The organism is Streptomyces sp. NPDC002784 (assembly GCF_053592135.1).
The window spans coordinates 56,382-77,390 of record NZ_JBSFVD010000003.1 but is presented as its reverse complement, the minus strand read 5'-3'; the positions used below and the strand labels follow the sequence as shown (position 1 = coordinate 77,390).

The window sequence follows — 21,009 nt, the reverse complement described above, 5'->3', positions numbered from 1 at the left end:
CGGATGTTCAGCCCCGAAGGCCCCTCCCTGCGCGAACTCGCCGTCCAGGCACTGTCGTCCGTCGAACACGGCTACGACCTGCTCGCCCCGAAGTTCGACCACACCCCCTTCCGCACCCCGGACTCGGTGCTCGACGCCGTCGCCGCGGCGCTGGAGCGCAGGGGGCCCTTCGGCACCGGGCTCGACCTGTGCTGCGGCACCGGCGCCGGGGTCGACGTCCTCACGCGCGTGTGCCGCCGCGCAGTCGTCGGGCTCGACTTCAGCGCGGGCATGCTCACGGTCGCCCGCGAGCGCCCCCGCCCCGCCGCCGGGCCGCCGGTGTCCTGCGTCCGCGCCGACGCCCGCGCCCTGCCGTTCGCGCCCGCCTTCGACCTCGCGGTGAGCTTCGGCGCGTTCGGGCACTTCCTGCCACGCGAACTGCCGGGCCTGTTCGCCCAGGTGCACTCCGTCCTGCGGCCCGGCGGGGCGTTCGTCTTCCCGGTCGTCGCCCCGCCCCGCCCCGGCTCGCGGGCGTACTGGACGCTGCTCGGCTTCGACGCGGTGATGCGGGTCCGCAACGCCGTGTGGCGCCCGCCGTTCGTCATGTACTACCGGGCGTTCCGGCTGGGCGAGGTGCGCCCGGAGCTGGAGCGCGCCGGATTCTCCGTGACCCTGGAGCCCCTGCCCGAGTTCGGCCGTCGGCGGGACGGGAGCCCGAGGGTCCGGATGATCGTGGCGCGCCGGCCGACGTGAGGGGTAGCCCCGCTCAGACGGCCGCCGGCAGCGTGAACTCGTAGACCAGCGCGTCCTGTCGGGCGTCCACGACCAGTTCGGTGATCTCCAGCGGACGGGCGTACTGGTCGTGCACGCGTCGCGTGACCCGTACCGACGCCGCGCCCGCGAGCGGGGTGATGGAGTCCCGGTGATGAAGGTCCAGGCCCGCCTTGCGCATCCAGTCGTAGGCGCGGTGCAGTTGGGCCGAGGTGGAGCCGTCGGCGCGGTCCCGGTAGCGGGCCAGCTCCGCCACCTCGGCCACGGCCACGTCGGAGAAGGACGTGACGGCCATGCGGCGACTGCCTCCGTCGGCGCCCGCGGACTCGTAGCGGTGCACGAGGGTCCGGCGGTGCGGGGCCAGGCCCAGGGCCTCGGCGTGACCCGGCGGGGGCGTCTCCCACGCCACCGTCGCCCGGTCGACGGCGCCCGGATCGGCCGCCCGGGCGCCGACCGGGAAGGTGAGCGCCGCGGGATTCTCGACCGGCAGGCCGGGCAGCGTGGCGTGGCTGCCGCGCCGGTCGGTGGCGACCAGGCCGTCGTGTCGCAGCACCTCCAGCGCCTGCCGTACGGTCTCCCTGCTGACCCCGAAGTGCCGGGCCAAGTGCCGCTCTCCCGGCAGCCGTTCGCCGGGCGGGATCGTGCCGTCGCGCAGCTCGCCGAGCAACTGCGTCGCGATCCGCCAGTAGAGGGGCTGTGCCTCGGTGAGCGAGTGGTCGTGCGGGGTGGTGCGGGCCATGCCGCGCCCTCCTGTTGGTGACGTGCCGTAGCCGTGTCGACTCATTGCGCCACCAGAATTAGCATTGGTCTAAACCACTAGGGAAGGGTGTTGGGCCGGTTCGGCCGAAACCGGCCCACGGATCACCGCACGCGTCAGGCGTACGACCGCAGCCAGCGCATCTTGACCGCCTCGTGGAACGGCCCGCCGCCCTCGTGGTCGTTGAACTCGTACACCTCGATCGCCTTGTCGTCGTGCGCCCAGGCGTTGTAGGCCGCGAAGACGGTCGAAGGCGGGCAGGTCTGGTCCTCCAGGGCGGCCGAGAACAGGGCGGGGGCCGTGCCGCGGGCGGCGAAGTGGACGCTGTCGAAGTAGGAGAGCGTGCGCAGCACGTCCTCGCCGCGGCCGCGGTGCGTCTTGAGGTAGAGGCCGATCTCGCGGTACGGGTGCCGGTCGGTCAGCGTCGCCGCGCGCGGGTAGTCGCACAGGAACGGCACGTCCGGGGCGACGGCCGTCAGGTCCGGCACCAGACCGCCCACGGCGATCGTGATCCCGCCACCCTGGCTGGCGCCCACCGCCACGGTCCGCGAGGCGTCGGTCAGCGGATGCGCACGGGCCGCCTCCACGGCTCGCACCGCGTCGGTGAACACCCGCCGGTAGTAGTAGTTCTCGGGGGCGTCGACACCGCGCGTCATGAAGCCGGGGTAGGCGGGCGCCCCGCCCACCGGGTCCGCCGTACCACCGCCACCGCCCCAGGCACTGCCCTGGCCGCGGGTGTCCATCACGAAGTGCGCCCGCCCGGTGGACGCCCACAGCAGATGCTCGTGCGGCAGCCCGCGCCCGCCCCCGTACCCGACGAACTCCACCACCAGCGGCACCGGTTCCTCCGCCCCCGCGGGCAGGGTCAGCCAGCCCTTCACCGGATGACCGCCGAACCCGGCGAACGTCACGTCGTACACCGTCACCGTGGCCAGCCCCGTGTCGACCGGCTCGAAGCGGGCGTCCAGATCGTGTGCGCGGGCCTCCTGGAGCGTCTTGGACCAGAAGGAGTCGAAGTCCTCGGGCGCGACGGAGTCACTGCGGTACTCCCGCAGTTCGTCGAGCGGAAGGTCGAACAGGGCCATGGAAGACCGCCTTTGGGAGGAGGGCCTGCGGATGATCACACGGTACGGGGGTGATCGGACCTTTCGCCAGATCAATCCCGGGGTCCGCGTCCCGCGCCGACGCCGTGGCGAGTCCGGTCGGCGGCCCGGCCGCAGGGCAGAAGTGCTGGTCGGTGAGGCAGAGCCGGCAGCCGGGCAGGCCGGGTGGGAGATCGCCGGCGACGGGCCCACCCTCCCTGGTGGTCGGGTCACCGCACGATCGATCACCGCGCGTCAGGCGTCCCGTCGGCTCCACTGCGGCTCGACGCGGGCCCACTCCCGCTCCCACTCCGCGAGCCGGTGCGCGGTCGTGACGCGGCGGAACAGGGCGTGTCCGAGGAGGACGAGGCCCGCCACGCCGGCCGTCGCGCAGACGCCGATCGTCACGGTGTGCTGCCAGACCGTCGCCTCGGTCGTCGGCGGGGAGACGCTGCGGCCCGCGGAGTCGAGCCACACGTCGACCCGCTCACCGCGGTGGGTGCCGGCCGGGACCAGAGCCGTGTCCGTGCGGCGCGTGCCGTCCAGGTCCGTCCAGCGCACCGTCACCCGTTGCTTGCGCTCGGTGCTCTGCACGGTGGGGAGGGATCCCGCCGCCGCGCCGGTCACCTCCGCGCGGATCCGGTGGCGGTCGGCGCGCTGGGCCGCCGCCGTGGCCCGGGCGTCGTCATGGGCCCACCAGCCCGCCGCCACCCCGGCCGACGGCGCGGCCAGGAACAGCAGGACGGCCACCACCAGGAGCGCCCACGCCTCCCTGACATCGGACCGGCGCCGCAGCGGGTTGTCCCGCCGGCGCCGGCCGGGTGCTCGCGTCCTCGTCACACCGGTCGGGTACCCGCCGACGCGCGCGGAAGTCAGCCGAAGCGCTCGATGCGGATCCGGTCGACCGGCTGGCCCGCCTCCACGAGCAGCCGCGAGGCGTGCTCGGCGAACCCGTTGGAGCCGCACACATAGGCCTCCCACCCACCCGGCGGCCGCTCGGCCAGGAGCGGCGCCACATGTGCGGCCGACACACGTCCGACCGGCACACCCTCCGGCGCGCTGCGCGTGAACACGATCGTCGTCTCCGCGCCGTACTCCCGCGCGTAGATCAGCTCCTCGGGGCCGCGCGCCGACACCAGCAGCCGCAGCGGCACGTCCAGGCCGCGCGCCCGGTGGTGGCGGACCATCGACATCAGCGGGACGACCCCGGATCCGGCGCCGATCAGCAGCGCCGGCCGGTCACCGGGCCAGGCGAAGAAGCCGCTGACCGGTCCGCGCACCTCGACCCGGTCGCCGGGCCGGGCGACGGTGTGGAACCAGCCGGACACCTCGCCGCCCTCGACATGGTCCAGGGTCAGCTCGATGTGCCCGGAGTCGTCGGGCGCGGACGCGATCGAGTAGTGGCGCTGGGCCGCGTAGCCGTCCTCGGCGGTCAGCCGCAGCATCAGGTGCTGGCCGGGCAGATGCCCCGCCCAGGCGGGCACCGCGAGCCGGACGGTGGCCGCACGCGGGGTCTCGCGCCGGATCTCGGCGATGGTGGCGCTCTGCCACACCGTCGCCGTCTGCTGGCTCACCGCGATACGTCCCGGCACGGCGAAGCGGGTCGGGGGAGTGAAGGTCTCAGTCACCGGAGTACCGCTGCTCCTCCCACGGGTTGCCCCGCTCGTGGTAGCCGTTCTGCTCCCAGAAGCCCGGCTCGTCGTGGTCGAGGATCCGCAGGCCCGCGATCCACTTGGCGCTCTTCCAGAAATACAGATGCGGCACCAGCAGCCGCGCCGGGCCGCCGTGCTCCGGGGCGAGCGGCCGGCCGTCGTACTCCCAGGCGATCCAGGCGCGCCCGCCGGTGAGGTCCGCGAGCGGGAGGTTCGTGGTGTACCCGGTGTGTGAGTAGGCCACGGCATGGGTGGCGGAGGCATGGGGCCGGACCACACTGAGGAAGGCGTCCAGGGAGACGCCCCCGAACCGCACCCCGAACTTCGACCAGCTCGTCACGCAGTGGATGTCGCCCTCGTAGACCGATCCGGGCAGCGCGTGCGCCTCGTCCCAGGTCCAGCCGCGGGGCTCCTCGACCAGGCCGTCGACGCGGAACGTCCACTCGCCGGGCGCGAGATCCGGCGTGACCTCGGCGGACAGGACGGGCCAGTCGTCGCCGGCGTCGTACTGGCCGGGTGGCAGTCCGGGGTCGGGGACGCGTGGGCGTCCGGTGAAGCCTCGGGTGACGTTCATGCGGGTGGTGCCTCCAGACCGCCGTGACGGCCGTGATCAGTACGTTGCTCATTCAACCGTACTGGTCCGACCGGGCGGGAACAGCCGCCCACCGATCTTGCTTGGCTTCTGTGGCGGCGAAGGAGAGAGGGAAGAGATGTCCAAGGCGTACGACCAGGTCCTCGACAACCCGGCTCTGGCCGCGCTGACCGGCCCGCAGGCCCGATTCGCCGAGCAGCGGGGCCGGGTCCTGCGCTACCCCGCCGAGGTGGCGCCCTGGGTGGCGCTTCCCGCCGATCCGGAGCCCGCCGACTGGGCCGACGTCGCCGCGCTCGCCGGTCCCGGCAACGAGGCCCTGCTGATCGGCTTCCGGGGCCCGGCGCCCGAGGGCTGGGAGACCGTCTTCCGCGCCGAGGGCGTGCAGCTCGTCGGCCCGGACGTGGCCGGCGCACCGGACCCTGAGGCGGTCCGCCTCGGCCCGGCCGACGTGCCCGAGATGCTCGACCTGGTCGCCCGCACCCGCCCGGGACCGTTCCGGGCCCGCACCCTCGAACTCGGCACCTACCTCGGCATACGCCGGGACGGTGCCCTGGTCGCCATGGCGGGGGAGCGGCTGCGGCCGCCGGGCTGGACGGAGATCAGCGCGGTGTGCACCGACCCCGCCGTCCGGGGCCAGGGCCTGGCCGGACGGCTGGTGCTCGCCGTCGCCCACGGCATCCAGCAGCGCGGCGAGACACCCTTCCTGCAGGCGGCCGCGGACAACACCGGCGCGATCCGGCTGTACGAGGCGCTGGGCTTCCGGCCGCGCCGCAGCACCGTCTTCCTCGGCACCCGCGTCCCGGACGACCTGCTGGAGCCGGTGGCCTAACCGGCGTTGTAGCGCACCAGGTACCCGGCGAACCGCTCCAGATCCTCGTCCGGCCAGTCGGCCAGCCGCTCCCGCACGACCGTCCGCCGCCGCTCGGTGACCTGGGCGAGGAGCCGCCGCCCGGCCTCCGTCAGGTGCAGCACCTGCACCCGGTGGTCGTCCGGGTGGAGGCTGCGGCCGATGAGGCCGTCGCGCTCCAGGGCGGCCACCTGGCGGCTCACGGTGGACTTGTCCAGGGCGTAGTGCGCCGCGAGGTCGGTGGCCCGGCAGCCGCCGCTCTCCTCCAGATGCCCGAGCAGGGTGTACGAGACCAGCGACAGCTCGGGATGCATGCGCCCCGCCGAGGCACGGGCGCGGCGGGCGAAGGCCGTCATCTCCCGCTGGATCGTCTCCACGGCCGGGTCCGGCACGTCCCTCGTACTCATGGTTGCAGAGTACAACTCGGCAGACATCGGCGGAGATCACTGGGTAGGCTGACGGCCGTCCGCGGAGCGTCCCGGACGTGTCGCACCGAGGGGGTGAGACCCATTACCGCAGTGTCAGGTCGGGTGCTCTCCCCGCGCGTCGGTGCCGTCGCCGTTCGCCGGTGACCCGAGGAGCGCCCTTCGGATTCCGAGAGGCCCCCCTTTGTCTTCCCTTTCCCTCTCCCGTGACGCCGTCGTCGCCACGTTGCGTGCCGCGGGCTGTGTCTTCGCCGAGGACGAGGCACGGTTGCTGCTGACCACCGCCGGCTCCGGGCCCGAGCTCGCCGCCCTGGTGGACCGGCGTGCGGCCGGCCAACCCCTCGAACTGGTCCTCGGCTGGGCCGAGTTCCGCGGACTGCGCATCGCCGTCGAACCCGGGGTCTTCGTCCCCCGCCGCCGTACCGAGTTCCTGGTCGAGCAGGCCCTCGCCCAGGTCCCGGCCGCCCGTGTGGTGGTGGACCTGTGCTGCGGCTCCGGCGCCGTCGGGGCCGCGCTCGCCGCGGCGCTGGGCCCGGTCGCCCTGCACGCCGCCGACATCGACCCGGCCGCGGTGCGCTGCGCCCGCCGCAACGTCGCCGCGTACGGCGGTCGGGTCCACACCGGTGACCTGTTCGGGGCGCTGCCCCCGGCCCTGCGCGGCCGTGTCGACATCCTCGCCGCCAACGTCCCCTACGTGCCCACCGGCGAGGTCGCCCTCCTGCCCGCCGAGGCACGCGACCACGAGCCGCTGACCGCCCTCGACGGCGGCGCCGATGGCCTGGACCTGCTGCGCAGGGTCGCCGGTGAGGCGGCGCGCTGGCTGGCGCCGGGCGGCTGCCTGCTCGTCGAGACGAGCGAGCGGCAGACCGCGGCCGCCGTCGGGGCCTTCACCCGCGGCGGCCTGACAGCCCGCCCGGCGGTGTGCGAGGAGCGGTACGCCCAGGTCGTGCTCGGCACGGTGCCCTAGGGGCAGGCGGCCGTGGCGTGGTCGTCGCGCCGCTGGGGGACCGGGGCGGCGGCGTCGGCCGTTGCAGGGCCGCTCGGCGTCGTCCAGGTCCCTGGCGGTCGCCCCGCCGTGCAGGGTGCGCGCTGCCGGACCGTGCGTTCACCGGGGCGGTCCGGCGCGTCCGGTGACGCCGACGCGCAGCCCGTCGTAGCAGCGCCGCCACCGCCCGGGGCCTAACCCGGTGTCGCCACCCGCGCGATGAGCAGGGCGACGTCGTCGGAGTTGTCGGGCTGGTGCAGTGTGCGCAGCAGGAGGTCGCAGACCTCCTCCAGGGGGCGGTCGGGGCCGTCGAGGAGGCGCAGCAGGGCGTCGAGGCGTTCGTCCAGCGGGTGTTGGCGGGTCTCGACGAGGCCGTCGGTGTAGAACACCAGCCGGTCGCCGGGCTCCAGCGACACGGTGGTGGTGGAGAAGGCCACTCCGCCCACCCCCAGCGGTGCCCCGGTGGGGAGTTCGAGCAGCTCCGGGGCGTGGCCTTCGCGCAGGCGGACCGGTGGCAGGTGCCCGGCGTTGGCGATCCTGCACTGCCGCAGCCGCGGGTCGTGGACCGCGTACACACAGGTGGCGATGGAGTGGTCCAGGCCCTCCGTGGTCCTGTCCAGGTGTTCCAGCAGCCGGGCCGGGTCGAGGTCGAGGGAGGCCAGGGTGTTGGTCGCGGTCCGCAGCCGGCCCATGGTCGCGGCGGCGTTCACCCCGCTGCCCATCACGTCACCGACGACCAGCGCGGTCTTGCCGCCGTCCAGCGGGATCACGTCGAACCAGTCGCCGCCGACCTCCGCCGTGGCGCCCGCGGGCTGGTAGCGGGAGGCCACCTCCAGACCGCCCGTCATCGGCGGATGGCTCGGCAGCAGACTGCGCTGGAGGGTGAGGGCGGTGTTGCGGGCGTTCTGGTACCAGCGGGCGTTGTCGATCTGTACGGCCGCGCGGGCCGCCAACTCCCGGGCCAGCAGCAGGTCGTCGTCCCCGAAGGGCAGGGGGTTGGTCATCCGCTTCAGGTCGAGGGCGCCCAGCACCTCGCCGCGGGCGATCAGCGGCACGGCCAGATAGGAGTGCACCCCCGCGCGGGCCAGCTGCTCGGCGGCCTCGGGGGAACGGGCGATCCTGGGCAGGTCCGCGGGCTCGACCCCGGCCAGCAGCACCGGGCTGCCGGTGCGCACGCACTCGGTGACCAGCCGGTCGGGTGCGTACCGCGCGATCTGCCCGGGCGGATCGGCGGCGTCGAGTGCCTCCGACGGATGCTCCGCCTGGACGGCCAGGGCGCGGATCACGGCCGGTTCGGTGGGGCCGAGGATGCTGCGTCTGCCCTCCACCACCGCCTCCAGCAGGTCCACGGCCGCGATGTCGGCGAGTTCGGGGACGGCGACATCGGCCAGTTCGCGTGCCGTGCGGTCCAGGTCGAGGGTGGTGCCGATACGGGTGGACGCGTCGGCGATCACCGCGAGGCGCCGGCGTGCCGCCTCGGCCTCGGTCTGCGCGCGGTGCTGCTCGGTGATGTCCACGACCATGCAGGTCACGCCCAGCACGGTGCCGAGCGTGTCCTCCAGCCGGTACAGCGACACCGACCAGGCGTGCTCCTCGTCCGGATCGGCCGGAGTGCGTCCTACGAGGGCCTGGTCGACCAGCGCCGCGCCGCTGTCCAGCACCCGCCGCACCGCGGACTCCAGGGCGTCGGTGTCCAGGTCGGGCAGGACCTCGGGGACGGTACGGCCCAGATGCGCCTCGGCCGGCATGCCGTTGATCCGCTCCAGCGCGGGGTTGACGGAGACGAACCGCAGGTCGGTGTCGAGGACGGCGAGACCGGTCGGCGACTGCGCCACCATCCGGGTGGACAGCGCCACGTCCCGCTCCAGTCGCCGCACGGTCGACTGGTCGGCGGCCAGACCGAGCGCGTACACGTCGCCCAGGTCGTCCAGCAGCCGCTGGTTGCGGAACTCCACCAGCCGGGTGCTGCCGTCCTTGTGCCGGATCGGAAAGGCCCCGGCCCAGCTCTCGCCGGTCTCCAGCACATCGGCGAACAGCTTCACCACCAGGTCGTAGTGCTGTTCGTGGATCATCAGCCGGGCGGCGGACCGGCCCAGCGCCTCCTGGGCGGAGTAGCCGAAGAGCTGCTCGGCCTGGGGACTCCACAGCACGATCCGGCCGTCGGTGTCCAGGACGACGGAGGCCACGCCCAGCACATCGAGCAGCCCGGTGGGCCGCACGGGCCCCCGCACCGGTTCGTCGCCGACCGGGGGAGCGGGCAGCGACCCGGACGCGGCGGCGCGCACGGGCGCGCCGCCCGCCCCCGGCCGGTGGCCCGGGGCCGGGGGTGGCCCGGCGGCGTGCGCGGGCTGGTCGCCCCGGGCGGGGGGTGGCGTGGGGGCGCGTATGGGCTCGTCGCCTCCGGCGTGGGGTGGCGTAGGGGTCTGTACGGGCTCGTCGCCTCCGGTCAGGGGTGGCGTGGGGGCGTGCGCGGGCTGGTTGCCCGCTACCGGTTCGTCGCCGCGGTTCGTGGGTCGCGTGGCGGCGCGCGCCGGCTCGTTATCCGGTACCGGTTCGTCGCTCCCGGCCGTGGGTGGCTTGGGGGCGCGTACGGGTTCGTCGCCTCCGGCCGGGGGTGGCGTGGGGACGTGCGCGGGCTGGTCGCCTCGGGCGGGGGGTGGCGTGGGGGCGTGCGCGGGCTGGTCGCCTCCGGCCGGGGGTGGCGTGGGGGCGTGCGCGGGCTGGTCGCCCGGTACCGGCTCGTCGCCGCGGTCCGTGGGTCGCGTGGCGGCGCGCGCCGGCTCGTTATCCGGTACCGGTTCGTCGCTCCCGGCCGCCGGTTGCGCGGAGGCACGTACGGGCTCGTCACCCTCTGCCAGGGGCGGCGTAGGGCCCCGCACCGGCTCGTCACCCTCTGCCAGGGGCACCGTGGCGCGCGTGGGCTCCTCGCCCGGTGGCGGTTCGTCGTCCCGGGCCACGGGAGATCCGGCTGCAGTCATCCCACGCACCGCCTTCGCCCATTTTCACGCGGCACGCCGCCCCCGTGCCGACTCCCCCAGTTGTACCGCGCTCAACCGTCTCCGCGACCTCTCGCGTCGCTCACCTCCACCATCCCTCAACACGAGGCCGGACGTCCGGGCAAGCGCCACGAAGACGACCACTGGAGTTCCACTATTGGTCTGTACATGACCATCCCGGCGCGCCACACTGTCCGCCGAGCACCCGCACCCCACCCCCCCGATCGAGGAGTCGGCCCATGCCCCTGCGCGCCCGGCAACGTTGTCACGCCGTCCTGACCGGACTCGTCGCCCTCGCCAGTGCCGCCGCCGTCCTGTCCGCCGCCCCGCCCGCCTCCGCCGCCGAGACCTGGACCGAGGTCGGCTCCGACCGCGCCAACCCGCTGACCGAGAGCCAGGGCCTGGCCTCCGTGGAGGTCCCGGCCGGCAGCCCCAACCGCTACACCGGCATCGGCACCATCCCCCTGGGCGTGAGCAGCCGGGGCTGGAACCACGTCGGTGACCCGGACGCCACCTACGACGGCTACTACATCGAGCCGTACCAGGCCGACTCCGGCACCGCGAAGATGTTCCGGGTGCAGGCGCCCGGCGGCGCCTGGTCGGAGTACGTGCACACGCTCGGCCCCGGAGAGGCGCTGAACAACTCCTGGGTCGCCGTCGCGCCCTCCGGCCAGTGGATGCTGGCCGGCGAGTACGGCACCATGAACCGGCTGCTCGTCTTCCCGACCCCGGGCGCCAACCCGGGCACCTCCCCGTCGGCCGACCTCCCGCTGGCCTCCACCGTCCGCCTCGACCGCGCCGTACGGGACGTGCAGGGCTGCGACTTCTCCGGTCCGGCCACCCTGCTGTGCTCCTCGGACGACCCGGCCGGGACCCTGTTCGGCATGACCAAGCCGCTGCTCCGGATCGACCTGTCCGCCCAGCCGGGCAGTACCGACGTCACCGGCCAGGTCACCGCCCTGCGCCAGCTCCCCCTGCGCAGCCGCTGCTCGGGCACCTTCGAGACGGAGGGCGTCGACTACGACCGCCGTACCGGCACCCTGCGGGTGATCGTCCTGTCGCCGGGCTTCTGCATCCTGACCGACAGCAAGACCTACCGCTTCACCCGAGGCTGAGCCGGGCCTCTCGGGGCTGTGCGTCCCGGAATGTGGTGCTTATCTGGGAGTGCGACACGGTGTCGCGGGGGAACCCGCGCTGTGACGCTGCACGGCCTCGAGAGGAGTGACCACGATGGACACTGAGCGACAGCACCCGGAATCCGTCTCCGTGGAACTGAGCGGATGCAGCAGGGAGGATGCCCGGATCGTGTTCGACGCCCTGTGCGCGCACTTCGAATCGGACCGGTGCTCCGACGACGTACCGCAGGACTGGCACGAGTCCCGGCCGACGGTGTGGCTGGGCACGTTCGACGTCTCCGACCCGCGCCCGGCCGAGCGGCGGCCCGACGGGCGGCTGTCCTCGTCCGTGGAGGCCGATGTGCAGGGCGGCTACTGGGCGATCGAGCGCTTCCGCAGCACCTTGGACGACCTGTTCACGGTGCATGACCTCAGCACCTCCTCCGGTGATCAGGAGCGCGAGCTGCACGTACGACTGGAAAGTCGGTGACCTGGATCTCTTCTATTGTGCAACTAGTTGCATAAGCCGTGCGCGGTCCTCTACAACAGGGGTGACGACGCCGCGCACGGAGGGGCCCGATGAGCCGTTACCCGCATCTGTTGAACCCGCTCGACCTGGGCTTCACCACGCTGCCCAACCGGGTCCTCATGGGCTCCATGCACGTGGGTCTGGAAGAGGCCGAGCACGGCTTCGAGCGGATGGCCGCCTTCTACGCGGAGCGGGCGCGCGGCGGCGTCGGCCTGATCGTCACCGGCGGTATCGCGCCCAACGACGAGGGCCGCCCCTACGAGGGCGGCGCGAAGCTCACCACCGAGGCGGAGGCCGAGCAGCACCGGCGGATCACCGACGCCGTGCACCGCGAGGGCGGCCGGATCGCGCTGCAGATCCTGCACTTCGGCCGCTACGCCTACCACCAGGACCTGGTCGCGCCGAGCCCGCTGCAGGCCCCGATCAGCCCCTTCCCGCCGCGCGAGCTCACCGACGCCGACATCGAGCGGACCATCGAGGACTACGCCCGCACCGCCCGGCTCGCCCGGCGGGCGGGCTATGACGGCGTCGAGATCATGGGCTCCGAGGGCTACCTCATCAACGAGTTCATCGCCGCCCCGACCAACCACCGCACCGACCGCTGGGGCGGCTCGTACGAGAACCGCATGCGCTTCCCGGTCGAGATCGTGCGCCGGGTCCGCGAGGCCGTCGGCGAGGACTTCATCATCGTCTACCGGCTCTCCATGCTGGACCTGATCCCGGGCGGCTCCACGCTGGACGAGGTGATCACCCTCGCCCAGGCCGTGGAGGCCGCCGGGGCGACCCTCATCAACACCGGCATCGGCTGGCACGAGGCCCGCATCCCCACCATCGCCACCTCCGTGCCGCGCGGCGCGTACACCTGGGTCACCAAGCGGCTGATGGGCGAGGTGTCGGTCCCGCTGGTCACCACCAACCGCATCAACACCCCCGAACTCGCCGAGGAACTGCTCGCCGGGGGATACGCGGACATGGTCTCCATGGCCCGCCCGATGCTCGCCGACCCGGAGTTCGTGAACAAGGCCGCCGAGGGCCGGCCCGAGGCCATCAACACCTGCATCGGCTGCAACCAGGCCTGCCTCGACCACACCTTCAGCGGCAAGATCACCTCCTGCCTGGTCAACCCGCGCGCCTGCCACGAGACGGAGCTGGTCCTGGCGCCGACCCGGCTGCGCAAGCGGGTCGCGGTCGTCGGCGCGGGCCCGGCCGGTCTCGCCTGCGCGGTCTCGGCCGCCGAACGCGGCCACGAGGTCACCCTGTACGACGCCGGCAGCGAGATCGGCGGCCAGCTCAACGTCGCCCGCCAGGTCCCCGGCAAGCAGGAGTTCGACGAGACCCTGCGCTACTTCCGCCACCAGCTCGACGCGCGGGGTGTCGACGTACGCCTGAACACGCCCGTCGAGGCCACCGACCTGGAGGGCTACGACGAGGTCGTCGTCGCCACCGGCGTCACCCCGCGCACCCCGGACATCCCCGGCGTCGACCACCCCAGCGTCGTCGGCTACCTCGACGTCCTGCGCGACCGGGTGCCCGTCGGCGAGCGGGTCGCGATCCTCGGCGCGGGCGGCATCGGCTTCGATGTCGCCGAGTTCCTCACCGACGGCGGCGACAAGGCGAGCGAGGACCCCGAGACGTACTTCCGCCACTGGGGCGTCGACACGGCGTACGACGGCCCCGGCGGGCTGGCGGCGCCCGAGCGGCCCGCCCCGCCGCGCACCGTCCACCTGCTCCAGCGCAAGACCACCAAGGTCGGCGCGGGCCTCGGCAAGACCACCGGCTGGATCCACCGCACCGAGCTCAAGCACCGCGGCGTGCGCATGGTCCCGGGCGTGCGCTACGACCGGATCGACGACGCCGGGCTGCATGTCACCGTGGGCGAGGAGAGCACGGTCCTGGAGGTCGACACCATCGTCCTGTGCACCGGCCAGGAGCCGCGCCGCGACCTGTACCGGGAGCTGGTGGCCGCGGGCCGCAGCGCGCACCTGATCGGCGGCGCGGACGTGGCCGCGGAACTCGACGCCAAGCGGGCCATCAAGCAGGGCACGGAGGTCGCGGCGGCCCTGTAGGGGCCGTCCCGGGCCGTCCCGGGCCGTCCCGGGCCGTCCCGGGCCGTCCCTAGGATGACGTCATGTCACTCCCGCACGCGATCCTCACCGCCCTGCTGGAAAAGCCGTCCTCGGGGCTGGAGCTGACCCGTCGCTTCGACAAGTCGATCGGCTACTTCTGGTCGGCGACGCATCAGCAGATCTATCGCGAGCTGGGAAAGCTGGAGGCGGACGGGCTGATCCGCGCGCTCGCGTCCGAGCAGCCCGTCCGCGGCCAGAAGAAGAGTTACGAGGTCCTGCCGGCGGGCCGCGCCGAGCTGGCCCGCTGGAGCGCCGCCCCCCAGGACCCCAAGCCGCTGCGGGACACGCTGCTGCTGCGGCTGCGCGCGGCGGCCGTGGTCGGCACCGAGGGCATCGCGGCCGATCTGCGCCGTCATCTCGACCTGCACACCCGGCAGCTGGCCGAGTACCGGGAGATCGAGGAGCGCGACTTCCCGCCCGGCAAGGACGGCCCCGAGGACCGGCTGCGCCATCTGGTGCTGCGGGCGGGCATCGATCTGGAGACCTTCTGGACCCAGTGGCTCACCCACGCGCTGGAGGAGTTCGCCGAGCTGTCCGGCGCCGAGCCTCAGAGCCGGTAGGGCTTGGAGCGGCGGCGCAGGAACCAGACGGTCGCCGCGGCGCCGATCGCCAGCAGTCCGCCGCCCGCGGCGAGGGTCAGCGTGCCGTAGTCCTTGGTGCCGCCGCCCACGCCGCCCATGACCCCGCGGGACGGGGAGGCCGTCGCGGAGACGGTGGGCGTGGGGGCCGAGGAGACGACGACGGCCTGGGTGCCCGCGGTCTGGTTGTTGAACGTGCACTGCACCACGACGGTGTACGTGCCCGGGCTGACGCTCGACCAGGCCGCCGACTGCTGGCTGGTCGTGCCCGAGAGCGCCACCTGGCGGCCCTGGGCGAAGTTGGCCTGGCTGCTGGTGAGCAGCGAGGCGGTGCCCCAGCTGCCGGTGGAGCTGGTCTGGCTGCACGCGCTGGTGGTGACCGAGACCGTGTTGCCGCTGGTGCTCACGGAGATCCCGGACTGCGCGCCGGCCGTCGGGGCGGTCAGGGCGAGCGGAAGCGCGGCGACGGCCGCCACGGTCAGCCCCGAGCGGACAATGGGCGATGAGTTGCGCATGTGGACTGCCCTCCAGCGGCACGGTTGGCGGTACATCCCTTGCGCCGCCGAGGGTCGGGAAAGGCCCGTGCTGCCTCGGGGTCAGCCAACGTCCCCTCGGCCCGGCGCGCATGCGGACGGCACCCGGGCAGGTGACGCGGTCCACCGTCCGGCCCATGGCGGGGCCTTGCTGACCGTGCCGGGTCCGGGCCATGGCGCGGCCTTGCTGACCCTGCCGGGTCCGGCCCATGGCGCGGCCTTGCCCACCGTGCCGGGTCCGGCCCATGGCCGGGCCTTGCTCATCGTGCCGCGTCTCACCGTGCCGCGTCGCCCGTGGTGACCGTGCGTTCGGCCGAGAAGCCGCCCCACGTCCCGTCGGGCAGCCGCGCCCGCAGCCGGACCCGGTGGCGCGCGCCCGCCTCCTCGCCCGCGTAGAAGCTGTACGTGGCCTTCTCGAGCGGTTCGTCGCCGCCGAAGACCACCGAGGTGGCGGGCTTGCCGTCCAGGTGCACCTGATACTCCGTGATCCGGCCGTCGGCGCGCGGCGGGACCCAGCTCAGGTCGATGTAGTAGGCCCCGTCCTCCTGGTCGCGGTGGCTCGTGGCGCGGAAGCCGGACGGTGCGGTGCCGCGGCCGTCGTCGGTGCCGGGGGTGGTCAGGCGGACCGGCGTGCCCGGCGCGGAGCGGTTGTCGGCGGCGTCCCGGGCGCGGACGGTGAAGGTGTAGCGGGTGCCCGGCCGCAGTCCGGTCACCACGGCCGCCAGCTGGTTCCCGCCCACACTGTGGATCTTCGTATCGCCCTGATGGATGTCGTACGACACCACCCCCCGGTCGTCCTTCGCCGGGGACCAGGACAACTGGACGGCCCGGCTGCCCACCGCGCGGCCCCGGAGGGCGCCCGGCGCGCTCGGGGCCGCGCGGTCCGCGGCGGCTGAGGCGGGTGTCGTCGCGCGGACCTTCTCGCTGGGCGGTCCGAGGCGGCCGTCGGTGTCGCGGGCCCGCACGGTGAAGGTGTAGGTGGTGGACGGGCGGAGCCGGGTGACGTCCACCATGTGTGCGTCACCCGGCACGTCCTTGACCTTTGTGGGGCCGCGATACACCTCGTAACCGTCGATGCCCTGGCTCACCGCCACCGCGTTCCACATCACGTGCACGCTGGTCGCGCTGCCCGCCTCGGCCGTGACGCCCCTCGGCGCGCCGGGCAGCGGGACCTGCTCGGCCTGCCCCTGCCCGCCGCAGGAGGCGACCAGGGCGAGGGCGCCGCAGAGCAGGGCGAGTCGGTGCGGGCGGGCGGGGACCGGAACGCGTCGCACGGCTGAGCCTCCCGTGGGGGGAACCGGGGCCGCGGCGGCACTCCCGGCACCGGCACGGCAATGGTCCGGACCAATATGGCGCGACTGACGCGATCACATCAAGAGGGCGGTGGGGGGTGACCGTTCGCGGCGGTTACGTATGCTGGCCCCTCGACGGTTGGACTCCCCCGGGGGAATCGGGAGTTCACGCCGGGGGCGCGGACCGCTGTCGTCGCTGATGCCGCGCCGGCCGTGCGCGGCCGGGAGGACGGGCCGACACCGGCTCAGACTCCCGGCCGCTGCCGGAGATTCGGTCCACCCGTCGCGGAAGGACGCGCCGGGGCACCCCGTCTGGCCCTCGAATGGTGGCCTCTTGATCGGCCAGGTACCAGATTGGGCTGAGTGTCCGTCAGTGTCCCCCCGGAGAGGGTCCCTTATCCATGCCTGTCCAGTCGCTGACGCTGGTCGCGGCAAGCGCCGCCCTGCTCGCCCCGACCACCTCGCCCACCACCGCCCCGCCGCGCGCCGAGGAGAGGTCGGCGGTGCGGCCCGCGATGGGGCCCCAGGGCGACGTCCGCGCCGCCGAACTGCTGGCCCAGACGCGCCGCTGCGCCCAGATCTCCCGCGGTCGCTACCGCACGGACGACGGCCGCTCCCCGACGGTCCCCGTCTGCGGAACCCCGGACGCCGTCTTCTGGAAGGCCGACCTGGACATCGACTGCGACGGCCGCCCGGGCCCCCGCTGCAACGGCCGCACCGACCCCTGGTTCAGTGACGCCACCGCCTTCACCCAGTCCGACGGCCGCTACCTGGACGCCGAACGCCTCCCGTACGTCGTCGTGCCCACGCCGAGCCGCATCTGGGACTACCGGGACCACGGGATCCGCGGCGGCTCGGTGGTCGCCCTCGTGCACCGGGACCGTGTGCGGTACGCGGTCGTCGGCGACGTGGGGCCCCGCGACATCATCGGCGAGGCGTCCTACGCCGCCGCCGAGGCCCTCGGCATCCCCGCCGACCCGCACGGCGGCGGCACGGACTCCGAGGTCACCTACATCCTCTTCAAGGACACCCGGGTGGACCCGATCGAGGACCACGAGGCCGCCGTGACGGTGGGGGAGCGGCTGGCGCGCACGTTCGCGCGCGGCGGCTGACCGCCTCGGTCAGACCGCCGACCAGCCGTCGTCCACGGGCAGCACCACGCCGTTGATGTTGCTCGCCGCGTCCGAGGCGAGGAACACGATGGCCGCGGCCTGCTCCTCGGGCCGGGCCAGCCGGCCGACGTTGACGAAGTGCGGGCCGAGCGCCGCCGGCCCGTGGGCGCCCTGCTCGGCGTCGACGACGATACCGGTCTCGGTGCCGCCGGGCGCGATGGCGTTGGCGCGGATCCCCTTGCCGCGGTACATCACCGCGAGGTTCTTCGTCAGGCCCACCATCCCGTGCTTGGAGGCCGTGTACGCGGCGCCCGCCGCGCTGCCCCTCAGGCCCGCCTCGGACGCCGTGTTCACGATCACGCCCTTGCCCGCCGCCAGCATGTGCGGCAGGACGGCCCGGGTGAGCTGGAACGGGGCGGTGAGGTTGACCCGGATGACCCGCTCCCACTCCGCGTCGCTCACATCGGCGACCGCCGACATACGGTCCATGATCCCGGCGTTGTTGACCAGCACGTCCACCCCGCCGAACCGCTCCACGGCGGTGGCCACCACCGCGTCGACGACCGGCTGCTCGCTCAGATCGCCGGTGACGGCGACCGCGGCGCCGCCCGCCCCCTCGATCCGCGCGACGACGGCGCGTGCGCCCTCGGCGTTGAGATCCGCCACCAGCACCCGGTCGCCCTGGGCGGCGAAGGCCAGCGCCGCGGCCCGGCCGATGCCCGAACCCGCCCCGGTGACGATGACGCCACGTCCCTCGGTCATCTGCTGCTCCCGTCCTGTGCCAGGGCCGAGTGCCCTGTGCGCGCCCACCCTACTCACTTAATGTCTGTGAGTGACATAAAGTCGGGTGAGGGCGGTGGGGGAGAATTCCGGCAGTGATCACCGGACCGGAGGCAGAGATGACCGCAGCCCGCGCACGCACGGGACGACCGCCGCTGACCGAGGAGCGCAGGGCCGAGATCCGGCTGGAGATCGCCCGGGCCGCGGTCGGCCTGTTCGTCGCCCAGGGGGTGACGGCGACCACCGGAGAGCAGATCGGGCAGGCGGTCGGCGTCTCGGCGCGGACCGTGTGGCGCTACTTCCCGAGCAAGGAGAACTGCGTACAGCCGCTGTTCTCGGCCGGGATCGAGATGATCGCCGAGTCGCTGCGCAGCTGGCGTCCCGGGGAGCCCCTGGAGCGGATCCTCGACCGCAGCCTTCCGGCCGACCAGGGTTCCGCGCACGACACCGTCGGCGCCCTGGTACGGCTCACCCGCACCGAGCCGGGACTGCGCGCCGTCTGGCTCCAGACCTACGACGAGGCCGAGCCGGCCTTCGCCCGGGCGCTCGCCGAGCGGGCCGGACTGCCCGCCGACGACCTGCGCCCGGTGATCCAGGCCGCGATGTTCAACGCGGCCCTGCGGGCGGCCGTGGAACACCACGCCTGGCACACCGCGGACCAGGCCCCCGACGCGACGGCGACGCGAGCCGCACTGGAGGCGGCCCTGCGGACGGCACTGGAAGTGGCCTCCCGCGGCATCGCCTAGACCCCGTCGCCGGTCGCACCGTGCGGGAGGTTCACACCTTGCGGTAGGTGTACGCCTCCTCCGCGGCCGCCTGTACCGCCGCGAGGTCGGCGCCGGTGGCCGCCGTGACGACCGCGGCGATCGCGCCCTCGACGAAGGGCGCGTCCACCAGCCGCGTGCCGTCGGGGAGTTCGTCGCCCTCGGCGAGCAGCGCCTTCACGGTCAGCACCGCGCTGCCGAGGTCGGTCAGGACGGCCACCCCGGCCCCCTGGTCCACGGCCGCGGCCGCCGCCGCGATCAGCTCGGAACTGGTGCCGAGGCCGCCGTCCTCGGTGCCGCCCGCCGGCGCCACCGGCACCGACGTCCCGCCGCCAGCGAGGCTCTTCGCCAGCTCGGCCACCGACGCGGCCACCTCGGCGCTGTGCGACACCAGCACGATCCCGACCCGCTTGTCGTCACTCACCGTTCGCCTCCGCCAGCGCCGCGACGAGCAGGGCCGAGGAGGTGGCACCGGGATCCTGGTGCCCGATGCTGCGCTCGCCGAGATAGCTCGCCCGCCCCTTGCGCGCCTGGAGCGGCGTCGTGGCCCGCGCCCCTTCCTCGGCGGCGGCCCGGGCAGCGGCGAAACTGGAGCCGAGCGCGTCCACGGCCGGCACCAGCGCGTCGATCATCGTCTTGTCGCCCGGCGCGGCACCCCCGAGCGTCATCACCGCGTCCACTCCGGCACGGAACGCCTCCGCGAACTGTGCCTCGTCGACCTCGGCCGCCTCCCCGAGCGCCTTGCCGGTGCGCCGCAGCAGCGTCCCGTACAGCGGCCCCGAGGCGCCGCCCACCGTCGAGATCAGCTGCCGTCCGGCGAGGGTCAGCACCGCGCCGGGAGTGTCCGGGGACTCCTTGTCCAGGGTCTCGGTCACGGCGCGGAAGCCGCGCAGCAGATTGCTGCCGTGGTCGGCGTCCCCGATCGGCGAGTCGAGGGAGGTGAGCCGTTCCGCCTCACGGGCGACGGACGCGGCGGTCGCGGTCATCCAGCGGCGGAAGAAGTCGGCGTCGAGCACAAGATCTCCTTGCGTGGTAGGTACGTTGACACCCGGGCGCCGCCCGCTCACATGCCCCAGCGCAGTCCGGCCGTCCGCACCGGAGCGTCCCACAGGCGCAGCAGCTCCTCGTCGATCTGGCACAGGGTGACCGAGGCGCCGGCCATGTCGAGGGACGTGACGTAGTTGCCGACGAGGGTGCGGGCCACGGCCACCCCGCGGGCGGCGAGCACCCGCTGGACCTCGGCGCTGAAGCCGTACAGCTCCAGCAGCGGGGTCGCGCCCATGCCGTTGACCAGGACCAGGACGGGGTTGCTCGGGGCCATGTCCTCCAGGATCGCGTGCACCGCGAAGTCGGCGATCTCGCCCGAGGTCATCATGGGCCGCCGCTCGCGGCCCGGTTCGCCGTGGATGCCGACGCCGAGCTCCAGCTCGCCGGGGGGCAGGTCGAAGGTGGGGCTGCCCTTGGCGGGGGTGGTGCAGGCGCTGAGCGCCACGCCGAAGCTGCGGGCGCTGTCGTTGACCTGGCGCGCGATCGCCTCCACCCGCTCCAGCGGCATGCCCTCCGCGGCCGCCGCGCCCGCGATCTTCTCCACGAACAGGGTCGCGCCGGTGCCGCGGCGGCCGGCGGTGTAGAGGCTGTCGGTGACCGCCACGTCGTCGTCGACGAGCACCTTCGCCACCTGGATGCCCTCGTCCTCGGCGAGTTCGGCCGCCATGTCGAAGTTGAGGACGTCGCCGGTGTAGTTCTTCACGATGAACAGCACGCCCGCGCCGCTGTCCACGGCCGCCGCGGCCCGCACCATCTGGTCGGGCACCGGAGAGGTGAACACCTCGCCCGGACAGGCCGCCGACAGCATTCCGGGCCCCACGAACCCGCCGTGCAGCGGCTCGTGTCCCGAACCGCCGCCGGAGACGAGGGCGACCCTTCCGGGCACCGGGGCGTCCCGCCGTACGATCACCCGGTTCTCGACATCCACGGTCAGTTCGGGGTGAGCGGCCGCCATACCGCGCAGGGCGTCGGTGACGACGGTCTCCGGGACGTTGATGAGCATCCTCATGGGTGCCTCCTGGTGAGGTGGGCAGACAGCTTCCGGAC

The 21,009-nt window shown here is 73.8% G+C and carries 22 protein-coding genes; 9 read left to right on the top strand and 13 right to left on the bottom strand.

Annotated features, from left to right (window positions below):
• The first annotated feature begins 3 nt into the window (after positions 1-3).
• Positions 4-732, top strand: a complete 729-nt coding sequence (locus tag ACWD1Z_RS07680; RefSeq protein ID WP_451116457.1) for a class I SAM-dependent methyltransferase — start codon at positions 4-6, stop codon at positions 730-732.
• A gap of 13 nt (positions 733-745) precedes the next feature.
• Here the strand turns inward: ACWD1Z_RS07680 and ACWD1Z_RS07675 are convergent, their stop codons facing one another.
• The 5 genes from ACWD1Z_RS07675 to ACWD1Z_RS07655 all read right to left on the bottom strand — a co-directional run bounded on the left by ACWD1Z_RS07675 (position 746) and on the right by ACWD1Z_RS07655 (position 4,815).
• Positions 746-1,489 (bottom strand): GntR family transcriptional regulator, encoded by a 744-nt coding sequence (locus ACWD1Z_RS07675; RefSeq protein WP_451116455.1) that lies wholly within the window; start codon positions 1,487-1,489, stop codon positions 746-748.
• 134 nt (positions 1,490-1,623) lie between these two features.
• Complete coding sequence (locus tag ACWD1Z_RS07670) at positions 1,624-2,592, bottom strand: acetylxylan esterase (RefSeq protein WP_451116453.1); 969 nt, start codon at positions 2,590-2,592, stop codon at positions 1,624-1,626.
• A 252-nt stretch (positions 2,593-2,844) separates the two neighbouring features.
• The gene (locus ACWD1Z_RS07665; RefSeq protein WP_451116452.1) at positions 2,845-3,429 is read right to left on the bottom strand and encodes an Rv1733c family protein; all 585 of its coding nucleotides are present in this window, start codon (positions 3,427-3,429) and stop codon (positions 2,845-2,847) included.
• A 32-nt stretch (positions 3,430-3,461) separates the two neighbouring features.
• Positions 3,462-4,217: a ferredoxin reductase gene (locus ACWD1Z_RS07660; protein ID WP_451116450.1), complete on the bottom strand. Its 756-nt coding sequence runs from the start codon at positions 4,215-4,217 to the stop codon at positions 3,462-3,464.
• Positions 4,210-4,815, bottom strand: coding sequence for a sulfite oxidase-like oxidoreductase (locus ACWD1Z_RS07655; protein WP_451116448.1), 606 nt, complete (start codon positions 4,813-4,815; stop codon positions 4,210-4,212). The genes ACWD1Z_RS07660 and ACWD1Z_RS07655 overlap by 8 nt, the downstream gene beginning before the upstream one ends.
• Positions 4,816-4,951: 136 nt before the next feature.
• Between ACWD1Z_RS07655 and ACWD1Z_RS07650 the strand changes: the two genes are divergently transcribed.
• Entirely contained in the window at positions 4,952-5,662 is a 711-nt protein-coding gene (locus tag ACWD1Z_RS07650) for a GNAT family N-acetyltransferase (RefSeq protein WP_451116446.1), read from the top strand.
• Here the strand turns inward: ACWD1Z_RS07650 and ACWD1Z_RS07645 are convergent.
• Positions 5,659-6,087: a MarR family winged helix-turn-helix transcriptional regulator gene (locus tag ACWD1Z_RS07645; protein WP_451116445.1), complete on the bottom strand. Its 429-nt coding sequence runs from the start codon at positions 6,085-6,087 to the stop codon at positions 5,659-5,661. The two genes, ACWD1Z_RS07650 and ACWD1Z_RS07645, sit on opposite strands and share 4 nt — an antisense overlap.
• A gap of 202 nt (positions 6,088-6,289) precedes the next feature.
• Here ACWD1Z_RS07645 and ACWD1Z_RS07640 point away from each other — a divergent pair, with 202 nt between their 5' ends.
• Complete coding sequence (locus ACWD1Z_RS07640) at positions 6,290-7,072, top strand: putative protein N(5)-glutamine methyltransferase (protein WP_451116444.1); 783 nt, start codon at positions 6,290-6,292, stop codon at positions 7,070-7,072.
• A gap of 212 nt (positions 7,073-7,284) precedes the next feature.
• Here ACWD1Z_RS07640 and ACWD1Z_RS07635 read toward each other — a convergent pair whose 3' ends face one another.
• Positions 7,285-9,309 carry a SpoIIE family protein phosphatase gene (locus tag ACWD1Z_RS07635; RefSeq protein ID WP_451117121.1) on the bottom strand — a complete coding sequence of 675 codons (2,025 nt, stop codon included), beginning with the start codon at positions 9,307-9,309 and terminating at the stop codon, positions 7,285-7,287.
• Between the two features lie 1,016 nt (positions 9,310-10,325).
• Here ACWD1Z_RS07635 and ACWD1Z_RS07630 point away from each other — a divergent pair.
• The 4 genes from ACWD1Z_RS07630 to ACWD1Z_RS07615 all read left to right on the top strand — a co-directional run bounded on the left by ACWD1Z_RS07630 (position 10,326) and on the right by ACWD1Z_RS07615 (position 14,416).
• Positions 10,326-11,201, top strand: a complete 876-nt coding sequence (locus ACWD1Z_RS07630; protein WP_451116442.1) for a hypothetical protein — start codon at positions 10,326-10,328, stop codon at positions 11,199-11,201.
• A gap of 115 nt (positions 11,202-11,316) precedes the next feature.
• Complete coding sequence (locus ACWD1Z_RS07625; protein ID WP_451116440.1) at positions 11,317-11,691, top strand: hypothetical protein; 375 nt, start codon at positions 11,317-11,319, stop codon at positions 11,689-11,691.
• 89 nt (positions 11,692-11,780) lie between these two features.
• Positions 11,781-13,796, top strand: coding sequence for an FAD-dependent oxidoreductase (locus ACWD1Z_RS07620; RefSeq protein WP_451116439.1), 2,016 nt, complete (start codon positions 11,781-11,783; stop codon positions 13,794-13,796).
• A 62-nt stretch (positions 13,797-13,858) separates the two neighbouring features.
• Positions 13,859-14,416, top strand: a complete 558-nt coding sequence (locus ACWD1Z_RS07615; RefSeq protein WP_451116437.1) for a PadR family transcriptional regulator — start codon at positions 13,859-13,861, stop codon at positions 14,414-14,416.
• On the opposite strand, the gene ACWD1Z_RS07610 is transcribed toward ACWD1Z_RS07615, so the two are convergent.
• The gene (locus tag ACWD1Z_RS07610) at positions 14,404-14,949 is read right to left on the bottom strand and encodes a hypothetical protein (protein ID WP_451116435.1); all 546 of its coding nucleotides are present in this window, start codon (positions 14,947-14,949) and stop codon (positions 14,404-14,406) included. The two genes, ACWD1Z_RS07615 and ACWD1Z_RS07610, sit on opposite strands and share 13 nt — an antisense overlap.
• Before the next feature lie 293 nt (positions 14,950-15,242).
• Positions 15,243-16,241 carry a fibronectin type III domain-containing protein gene (locus ACWD1Z_RS07605; protein ID WP_451116433.1) on the bottom strand — a complete coding sequence of 333 codons (999 nt, stop codon included), beginning with the start codon at positions 16,239-16,241 and terminating at the stop codon, positions 15,243-15,245.
• 419 nt (positions 16,242-16,660) lie between these two features.
• Between ACWD1Z_RS07605 and ACWD1Z_RS07600 the strand changes: the two genes are divergently transcribed.
• Complete coding sequence (locus ACWD1Z_RS07600) at positions 16,661-17,371, top strand: glycoside hydrolase family 75 protein (RefSeq protein WP_451116431.1); 711 nt, start codon at positions 16,661-16,663, stop codon at positions 17,369-17,371.
• Between the two features lie 9 nt (positions 17,372-17,380).
• Here ACWD1Z_RS07600 and ACWD1Z_RS07595 read toward each other — a convergent pair whose 3' ends face one another.
• Positions 17,381-18,133, bottom strand: a complete 753-nt coding sequence (locus tag ACWD1Z_RS07595) for an SDR family NAD(P)-dependent oxidoreductase (protein ID WP_451116430.1) — start codon at positions 18,131-18,133, stop codon at positions 17,381-17,383.
• A gap of 137 nt (positions 18,134-18,270) precedes the next feature.
• Here ACWD1Z_RS07595 and ACWD1Z_RS07590 point away from each other — a divergent pair, with 137 nt between their 5' ends.
• The gene (locus ACWD1Z_RS07590) at positions 18,271-18,897 is read left to right on the top strand and encodes a TetR/AcrR family transcriptional regulator (protein WP_451116428.1); all 627 of its coding nucleotides are present in this window, start codon (positions 18,271-18,273) and stop codon (positions 18,895-18,897) included.
• Between the two features lie 31 nt (positions 18,898-18,928).
• On the opposite strand, the gene dhaM is transcribed toward ACWD1Z_RS07590, so the two are convergent.
• The 3 genes from dhaM to dhaK are packed head-to-tail and all read right to left on the bottom strand — an operon-like array spanning position 18,929 to position 20,971.
• Positions 18,929-19,339 (bottom strand): dihydroxyacetone kinase phosphoryl donor subunit DhaM, encoded by a 411-nt coding sequence (dhaM, locus tag ACWD1Z_RS07585; RefSeq protein WP_451116426.1) that lies wholly within the window; start codon positions 19,337-19,339, stop codon positions 18,929-18,931.
• Positions 19,332-19,931, bottom strand: a complete 600-nt coding sequence (dhaL, locus tag ACWD1Z_RS07580; protein ID WP_451116425.1) for a dihydroxyacetone kinase subunit DhaL — start codon at positions 19,929-19,931, stop codon at positions 19,332-19,334. The genes dhaM and dhaL overlap by 8 nt, the downstream gene beginning before the upstream one ends.
• Before the next feature lie 47 nt (positions 19,932-19,978).
• Positions 19,979-20,971 carry a dihydroxyacetone kinase subunit DhaK gene (dhaK, locus tag ACWD1Z_RS07575; RefSeq protein WP_451116424.1) on the bottom strand — a complete coding sequence of 331 codons (993 nt, stop codon included), beginning with the start codon at positions 20,969-20,971 and terminating at the stop codon, positions 19,979-19,981.
• Positions 20,972-21,009: the final 38 nt, after the last annotated feature.

Coding starts and splice junctions, on each gene's coding strand:
- ACWD1Z_RS07595 (WP_451116430.1), bottom strand. CDS start 18,133: ATGACCGAGGGACGTGGCGTCATCGTCACCGGGGCGGGTTCGGGCATC.
- ACWD1Z_RS07620 (WP_451116439.1), top strand. CDS start 11,781: ATGAGCCGTTACCCGCATCTGTTGAACCCGCTCGACCTGGGCTTCACC.
- ACWD1Z_RS07675 (WP_451116455.1), bottom strand. CDS start 1,489: ATGGCCCGCACCACCCCGCACGACCACTCGCTCACCGAGGCACAGCCC.
- ACWD1Z_RS07650 (WP_451116446.1), top strand. CDS start 4,952: ATGTCCAAGGCGTACGACCAGGTCCTCGACAACCCGGCTCTGGCCGCG.
- dhaK (WP_451116424.1), bottom strand. CDS start 20,971: ATGAGGATGCTCATCAACGTCCCGGAGACCGTCGTCACCGACGCCCTG.
- ACWD1Z_RS07680 (WP_451116457.1), top strand. CDS start 4: ATGTTCAGCCCCGAAGGCCCCTCCCTGCGCGAACTCGCCGTCCAGGCA.
- ACWD1Z_RS07600 (WP_451116431.1), top strand. CDS start 16,661: ATGCCTGTCCAGTCGCTGACGCTGGTCGCGGCAAGCGCCGCCCTGCTC.
- ACWD1Z_RS07625 (WP_451116440.1), top strand. CDS start 11,317: ATGGACACTGAGCGACAGCACCCGGAATCCGTCTCCGTGGAACTGAGC.
- ACWD1Z_RS07670 (WP_451116453.1), bottom strand. CDS start 2,592: ATGGCCCTGTTCGACCTTCCGCTCGACGAACTGCGGGAGTACCGCAGT.
- ACWD1Z_RS07610 (WP_451116435.1), bottom strand. CDS start 14,949: ATGCGCAACTCATCGCCCATTGTCCGCTCGGGGCTGACCGTGGCGGCC.
- ACWD1Z_RS07630 (WP_451116442.1), top strand. CDS start 10,326: ATGCCCCTGCGCGCCCGGCAACGTTGTCACGCCGTCCTGACCGGACTC.
- ACWD1Z_RS07590 (WP_451116428.1), top strand. CDS start 18,271: ATGACCGCAGCCCGCGCACGCACGGGACGACCGCCGCTGACCGAGGAG.
- ACWD1Z_RS07655 (WP_451116448.1), bottom strand. CDS start 4,815: ATGAACGTCACCCGAGGCTTCACCGGACGCCCACGCGTCCCCGACCCC.
- ACWD1Z_RS07615 (WP_451116437.1), top strand. CDS start 13,859: ATGTCACTCCCGCACGCGATCCTCACCGCCCTGCTGGAAAAGCCGTCC.
- ACWD1Z_RS07645 (WP_451116445.1), bottom strand. CDS start 6,087: ATGAGTACGAGGGACGTGCCGGACCCGGCCGTGGAGACGATCCAGCGG.